This is a genomic window from Moorena sp. SIO2C4 (genome assembly GCF_010672485.1).
Classification (GTDB): Bacteria; Cyanobacteriota; Cyanobacteriia; order Cyanobacteriales; family Coleofasciculaceae; genus Moorena; species Moorena producens.
Genome location: NZ_JAAHGN010000394.1, coordinates 1 through 6,384, shown reverse-complemented (window position 1 = coordinate 6,384; position 6,384 = coordinate 1). Strand labels below are relative to the sequence as shown.

The 6,384-nt window shown below is 44.2% G+C and carries 11 protein-coding genes; 5 read left to right on the top strand and 6 right to left on the bottom strand.

Annotated elements, in window-relative coordinates; translation table 11 throughout:
- The first annotated feature begins 345 nt into the window (after positions 1-345).
- The gene (locus F6K20_RS19955) at positions 346-663 is read left to right on the top strand and encodes a hypothetical protein (RefSeq protein ID WP_044495055.1); all 318 of its coding nucleotides are present in this window, start codon (positions 346-348) and stop codon (positions 661-663) included.
- 255 nt (positions 664-918) lie between these two features.
- On the top strand, positions 919-1,062 hold the full coding sequence (locus tag F6K20_RS19950; RefSeq protein ID WP_287295774.1) for a hypothetical protein: 144 nt from the start codon (positions 919-921) through the stop codon (positions 1,060-1,062).
- 251 nt (positions 1,063-1,313) lie between these two features.
- On the opposite strand, the gene menB is transcribed toward F6K20_RS19950, so the two are convergent.
- Positions 1,314-2,147 carry a 1,4-dihydroxy-2-naphthoyl-CoA synthase gene (gene menB, locus F6K20_RS19945; protein WP_044495057.1) on the bottom strand — a complete coding sequence of 278 codons (834 nt, stop codon included), beginning with the start codon at positions 2,145-2,147 and terminating at the stop codon, positions 1,314-1,316.
- A 63-nt stretch (positions 2,148-2,210) separates the two neighbouring features.
- Here menB and F6K20_RS19940 point away from each other — a divergent pair, with 63 nt between their 5' ends.
- Positions 2,211-3,194: a glycosyltransferase family 2 protein gene (locus tag F6K20_RS19940; protein ID WP_287267088.1), complete on the top strand. Its 984-nt coding sequence runs from the start codon at positions 2,211-2,213 to the stop codon at positions 3,192-3,194.
- A gap of 17 nt (positions 3,195-3,211) precedes the next feature.
- Here F6K20_RS19940 and F6K20_RS19935 read toward each other — a convergent pair whose 3' ends face one another.
- Genes F6K20_RS19935 through F6K20_RS19925 form a run of 3 tightly spaced genes read right to left on the bottom strand, consistent with a single transcriptional unit; the run spans position 3,212 to position 4,202 of the window.
- Positions 3,212-3,448, bottom strand: coding sequence for a hypothetical protein (locus F6K20_RS19935; RefSeq protein ID WP_137985407.1), 237 nt, complete (start codon positions 3,446-3,448; stop codon positions 3,212-3,214).
- On the bottom strand, positions 3,409-3,786 hold the full coding sequence (locus tag F6K20_RS19930; protein WP_287295772.1) for a DUF423 domain-containing protein: 378 nt from the start codon (positions 3,784-3,786) through the stop codon (positions 3,409-3,411). The genes F6K20_RS19935 and F6K20_RS19930 overlap by 40 nt, the downstream gene beginning before the upstream one ends.
- A gap of 8 nt (positions 3,787-3,794) precedes the next feature.
- Positions 3,795-4,202, bottom strand: coding sequence for a hypothetical protein (locus tag F6K20_RS19925; RefSeq protein ID WP_071103833.1), 408 nt, complete (start codon positions 4,200-4,202; stop codon positions 3,795-3,797).
- Positions 4,203-4,457: 255 nt separating this feature from the next.
- Here F6K20_RS19925 and F6K20_RS19920 point away from each other — a divergent pair, with 255 nt between their 5' ends.
- Positions 4,458-4,604 carry a hypothetical protein gene (locus F6K20_RS19920; RefSeq protein ID WP_158026353.1) on the top strand — a complete coding sequence of 49 codons (147 nt, stop codon included), beginning with the start codon at positions 4,458-4,460 and terminating at the stop codon, positions 4,602-4,604.
- On the opposite strand, the gene F6K20_RS19915 is transcribed toward F6K20_RS19920, so the two are convergent.
- Both F6K20_RS19915 and bchM read right to left on the bottom strand, forming a co-directional pair.
- Positions 4,589-4,726, bottom strand: coding sequence for a hypothetical protein (locus F6K20_RS19915; protein ID WP_287295769.1), 138 nt, complete (start codon positions 4,724-4,726; stop codon positions 4,589-4,591). The genes F6K20_RS19920 and F6K20_RS19915 overlap by 16 nt on opposite strands.
- A 280-nt stretch (positions 4,727-5,006) precedes the next feature.
- The gene (gene bchM, locus F6K20_RS19910) at positions 5,007-5,693 is read right to left on the bottom strand and encodes a magnesium protoporphyrin IX methyltransferase (protein ID WP_071107741.1); all 687 of its coding nucleotides are present in this window, start codon (positions 5,691-5,693) and stop codon (positions 5,007-5,009) included.
- 69 nt (positions 5,694-5,762) lie between these two features.
- Here bchM and F6K20_RS19905 point away from each other — a divergent pair.
- Positions 5,763-6,384 (top strand): bifunctional folylpolyglutamate synthase/dihydrofolate synthase (locus F6K20_RS19905; protein WP_287295767.1); only part of this gene is annotated, 622 nt, incomplete at its 3' end.

The following is a 6,384-nucleotide window of genomic DNA, read 5'->3' as shown; positions in this document are numbered from 1 at the left end:
TGTTCCCTTGATTTTTAGAACACTGAACTGATACTTTTTCATAAGTTAATCGGGCTAAATTCAGTATCTAAATACACTTTTGGTGTGTTTTTTTGGTTGATCCCTATGGGTTTTTGGTATAAAGCAAGCCAATTCTTTCAGAAGCCATCTCTTTTTGTTACTTTTTGTAAAATAAAATGTATCTATTTGTAACAAACTTCTTAAGAAAATATTAAAGCTTCAGTGGCTAACGATATGGCTATAACCTAGGCTGGTCAACAGCTTGCTATCTATAAGAAGCTGAGGTAAGAGGTAGCAGAATGAAATGTGAAGAGGAGATAAAATTTTCCTGAACAAAGACTTATCATGAAAACATTGAATTTACCTATATCTAGTTGCAGATTTTGCCAGTATTATCAGTCAGAAGGACGACGAGGGGGTATGTGTCAACAACTGGGGGTGCCTGTCAGAGCTAGCTGGAAAGCTTGTGCTTTTGCTGTGCCTACATTTTCTTCTTCTTCTTCTTCTTGGGAGACACTAGAACAGATGTGGCAAGATGAACAACTGATGCTCACAGAGGAGCTATCGGTAACGTGCTCTGAAACATCCTCTGGGACAGACACGACCGTTCAAGGTGAGACCATCACCTCTAAAAGTTCGTCAACAGATATCATGCTGGTGTAAATTGTTGAAGTAAATTGTTCGTATTATCAGCAATATCAGCAGTAACTTACTAGTGACTTTACCCTTAATACAATCAATAATTCAAATAAAAAAATTTCACAAAAACCAGTTTAAACCAAATCTTCTAGTTCTAGTAGTTACCTGCTTACAGGTGTCAGCTGAAAAAGCCAAATAATTTCATAAAAATCGGCACCTGATATCTGCTATTAAAATAGCTTTACTCGCACTTTGATTCAAAATAAGGTGCGTTTTTTATTGATAATCAGATCTGGCACTAAGTTTAAAATTAACCATGTAAAGGTAGGGAACAGGGAAGGGGGAACAGGGAACAGTGATATAAGCATATGCGCTACGCGCACCCTACTTGAGGTGCTATCAGCCATCAGCCGTCAGCCGTGAGCTAAAAGCCCACGCTACTTGAGGTGCCGTCAGCTATCATGCTTAAAATAAACCTCGTTCGTGTAGCGTGCGCCGTTCGCGTAGCGTGCGCCAAGGCACAATATTAAGAATTAAATTCGCCACGGGTCGCACCTAATAGTTCGAGATTAATCAGAATTGAAAGTCTGGGGATTTGCCCATAAGCTGACTGCTGATAGCTGACGGCACCTCAAGTAGCGTGCGCGTAGCGCATATGCTTACACTGCTATAATCTAAGGTAACCAAGGGTATTGACGAAAATCTGGTGGACGCTTTTCTAAGAAAGCTTGTTTACCTTCAGCTCCTTCTTCTGTCATGTAATAGAGTAACGTAGCATTACCAGCTAGCTCTTGTAGACCAGCTTGACCGTCGCAATCCGCGTTAAAGGCAGCTTTCAAGCAACGAATGGCAATAGGACTTTTTGCCAAAATTTCCTTTGCCCACTGTAGCCCTTCTGCTTCCAACTTCTCCACTGGAACGACACAGTTAACTAAACCCATTTCTAGGGCTTGAGATGCGGTGTATTGACGACAGAGAAACCAAATTTCTCGGGCCTTTTTTTGACCAACAATTCGGGCAAGATAGCTAGCGCCAAACCCACCATCAAAACTACCGACTTTCGGGCCAGTTTGACCAAAGATAGCATTATCAGCAGCAATAGTTAGGTCACAAATCACATGTAGGACATGACCACCACCAATAGCATATCCAGCAACTAGGGCAATCACTACTTTGGGCATGGAACGAATCAGGCGTTGTAAATCTAATACGTTTAAGCGAGGAACGCCATCTTCTCCAATATATCCAGCCTGACCTCGTACACTTTGGTCACCACCAGCACAAAAGGCGTATTTGCCATCGGTGTGGGGACCAGCACCAGTTAATAAAACAACACCAATACTGTGATCTTCGCGGGCATCACAGAAAGCATCATAAAGTTCAAAGACGGTTTTGGGACGAAAGGCGTTGCGTTTGTGGGGACGATTGATGGTAATTTTAGCAATACCGTCGGTTTTGTGGTATAGAATGTCTTCGTAAGTTTTGGCAGTTTGCCAATCAATTTGCATAACCTTTTCCATGGGTGCGATCGCTGTTTAAGTTCACAATCATATCAAATTAAAAACGTTACCTTGTTTCTAAGCATTGTCATTCCCACTTACAATCGCTTACCGATTCTAAAAAAGTGCCTAATCGCGTTAGAAAATCAACAAATCAGGCAAGATAGCATAGGTGCGCTTGACCTTGGCGAATTAAATTCGCCACGGGTCGCACCTCAGGTCTTGGATTATGAAGTTGTTTTAGTAGATGATGGTTCAACGGATGGCACTTTAGATTGGTTGGCAGCACACGGGGATCAGTTTCCCCATGTACACTCATTTGCTCAAAACCATGCTGGACCGGCTGCAGCCCGGAATCTAGGGGTGAAGGAGGCTAAGGGTGAAATAATTATCTTTATTGATAGTGATTTAGTAGTTACTGAGCATTTCCTCCAGTCTCATGCTGATGCTTTGATACAGGCAGAGCAGCGTCTGGGATGCGATCGCTTATTCACTTACGGTTGGGTGATCAATACCTGTAATTTTGACGACCCTACCAGCGAACCTTATAAAATTACTGATTTCTCTGCTGCCTATTTTGCGACGGGGAATGTTGCGATCGCACGAAAATGGCTCTTAGAAGCTGGACTCTTTGATACTCGCTTCCAACTCTATGGCTGGGAAGACTTAGAACTAGGTGTCCGACTCAAACAGCTGGGCTTAAAACTGATTAAATGTCCCGAAGCGGTAGGTTATCATTGGCATCCTCCCTTTAGCCTCGACCAAATTCCCCGGATGATTGACCGGGAAATTCAACGGGGGCGTATGGGTGTGTTATTTTACCGGAAGCACCCTACCTGGGAAGTCAGGATGATGATTCAGATGACCTGGCTACACCGATTACTCTGGGGGATTCTGTCTTTAGGTGGACGACTCAACGAACGTACCATGGCTCCCTTTTTACAATGGCTTATTGACCGAGGTAAATCCCAGCTAGCTTTAGAAATTGCCCGAATTTTCCTTAACTGGTATAACGTCCAAGGTGTTTATGCTGCTGAGCGGGATATGGAAGGTTGAAGGTTTAAGGTTGAAGGTTAGATGTTGAAGGTTGAAGGTTTAAATTTTAATGTTAAAAGTTGAAGGTTGAACGCGATCGCGTGGCCTTTTGGCCAAGGTTGAAAGTCAAGAAAATAGTTAAGCTGATTTGCATTTAAATTCGTTATTTCCCGTTCCCTGTTCCCTGTTCCCTGTTCCCTGTTCCCTGTTCCCTGTTCCCTAAAATATTTAGTGATTACTGGAAAGAGAAAGCTGCGATCGCTAAACAACCCCATCCCAAGATCAACGCTGCACCACCTAATGGTGCGATCGCTCCTAGCCACTTGATCCCGGTTAAACTCAGGGCGTACAAACTGCCAGAAAAAATCGCAATTCCAGCGATAAAAGCTGAGCCAGCTACGGTAAGGGAGGTTTGTGCTACTTCTGTGCGGCTCAACAACAAGGCTACTAACATTAGCGCTAGGGCATGGTACATTTGATAGCGGGCACCTGTCTGAAAAATTTCCAATCCTCGTTCCGTAAGTTTTTCTTTCAAAGCGTGGCTAGCAAAGGCTCCAGCTGCTACTGATAATCCTCCTAGGATCGATGCGATCGCTAAAAAAATCCGAGTCATCAATTTTGTTAGCCCTCAAGTGTAAAATTATAAAATATTTTACCTTCTTCAGTAACCTCAAACCTAGCATCATACTCTCTAGCTTTTTGATCGAGATAGTCTTGAGCTACAGGTATAGGAAGTTTGGCGGCCATTGCTAATTTCAATACTGAAATTCTACCATTTTCGTCTTGGAGCAAGCGATAAAATGTAGACTGAAGGTGTTCGAGAACTTCTTTTTGCTCTTGTTGATACATTCCCCATGCTAACCATACTCCCCAGAAGGTAACTGGGATAGCTACTATCAAGCTTCCCACTGCATCAACTTTATCTTGTGATGTTGCTTCCCTTCGAGTTGATACTACAACAGGTACCATCAATAATAGAATACCAAAGGTAAGCACTAAACCAGCAGATATTTTTTTAAACCGTTTCATTATAGCAAATTTTTAACAAACGTTTATCAGCTTTCAGCTTTCAGCTTTCAGGTAATTATTCAGCTATCAGCTTTCAGCTTTCAGCTTTCAGCTTTCAGGTAAGTATTCAGCTATCAGCTATCAGCTTTCAGCTTTCAGCTTTCAGCTTTCAGGTAAGTATTCAGCTATCAGCTATCAGCTTTCAGCTTTCAGCTATCAGCTATCAGCTCTGAGCTATCAGCTCTGAGCTATCAACTCTCAGCTTTTGAATAAGCGATGCAGCGCGGTCTTGGGGAGGCAGCGCGGTCTTGGGGAGGCAGCGCGGTCTTGGGGGTTCCCCCCATGAGCGACTGCCGTGGTCTCCCCCACTCGCGCTTTGCCGTGGTTTCCCCCACTCGCGCTTGGGATCAAGACAACAAGTAAGCATTGGAATAATGCTGAGTGAAGTCCCAGGGTCGTTCGCACAGCGTGGCCAAACCCGCACGCGTGGCCGTTCGCGTAGCGTGGCCAAAAGGCCAAAAGGCCAAGGCCAAAGCCTGTGCCAAAAAGCACCTCAAGTAGCGTGAGCTTTTAGCTCACGGCTGACGGCTGAATGCTTACGCTTTCAGCTTTCAGCTTTCAGCTTTCAGTTATCAGTTATCAGCGTGTCGCGTATCAGCTTATGGGTTACCTCCCAGGGTCGAAGCCTGTGCCAGGCTACTGTTCGCGCAGCATGCGCGTAGCCCAATCGGTGCTTTTGAATCAAAGCGGTAAGCATTCATTTAATCTCTGTTACATCTGCTGACCGCTGACCGCTGACCGCTGACCGCTGACTGCTTATTTTTTTTACTTACGAATAGCCTCCAATAAGCGAGAATAGTAAAAGCTAGTGCTAGTCATTTCTTGTCGCTGAATTGAAAACCCATTATTTACTAAAATACTAACAATATCTGCTTCTCGATGCTGATAGGCACGAGTTGTTTTACTTGGTCCTGGAAAAAACTCACCAATCTTTTTAAGTGCAGTAAGAAGCAACGTTTTTGGGGCAAAGCTAATAATTAAACGAGACTCGGCCAAAGAGGCTAAGTGAGTTATCATTTCAGCTGCTTTATCCTGGGGATAATGAATCAACACATCTAGACAAATTACGGTGTGGTAGCTACCACCTAACCCTTCCAAATCCTTGACCATAAACGAGAGATTGTCAGTATTCCCTAAACTCTCCTTAGCCCTTACCTTGGCTTCTTCTACCATTTTGTGAGAAATATCACTAGCAAAAACTATAGCGCTAGCTTTTGCCAGAGGAATACTAAGACTCCCAACACCACAGCCAGCATCACAAATCGACAAACCTGACAAATTCCCATCAGCCTCCAACCAAGTAATTACTTTATCCACAGTCTGCTGATGACCAATCCGGATATCTTGCTGTACCCGGTTAACCTCGCCATCACCATAAATCCGCCGCCAGCGGTCAAACCCAGTGGCATTGAAATAATCCTTAACAATGGCCTTATCATTAACTGTATTCATATTCATAACTAACACTCTCCTGACCTTGGTGTCCTTCGCGTCTTTGCGGTTCATCAAAAAAATCATCCCATGGATATTGACGAGCTTCTCCAATCCTTTCAATACTTTGGCGTTCAGCTTGGCTTAGAACGCATACAGGAACTTCTATCGCGCTTAGGTAACCCCCACCAGAAGTTTCCAATCATTCACGTGGCTGGAACTAATGGTAAAGGCTCAGTTTGTGCCTACCTGTCTTCTATACTCACCCAAGCTGGCTACCGAGTCGGACGTTATACTTCTCCTCACTTGGTTGATTGGACAGAACGGATTTGCCTTAACCAAGAACCCATCTCTAGCCATACCCTAGGCACAATTTTGGAGCAAGTTAAGGCAGCAATTCCAAAAAACTGTTCCGATCCACCTACCCTATTTGAAGTGACTACTGCTGCTGCTTGGTTGTATTTTGCTCAGCAGCAGGTGGATGTGGCTGTAATAGAAGTGGGATTGGGAGGACGGCTGGATGCAACGAATGTATGCGATCGCGTTTTGGTTAGTATTATCACATCCCTGAGTTGGGAACATTGGCAGCGTCTTGGTCCAACCTTGGCTGATATTGCTAAGGAGAAGGCTGGAATCCTAAAGCCTGGCTGTCCTGCGGTCATTGGTCCGCTCCCGCCAGAGGCTAGGGCAGTGGTTGAATCAAGGGTGAATA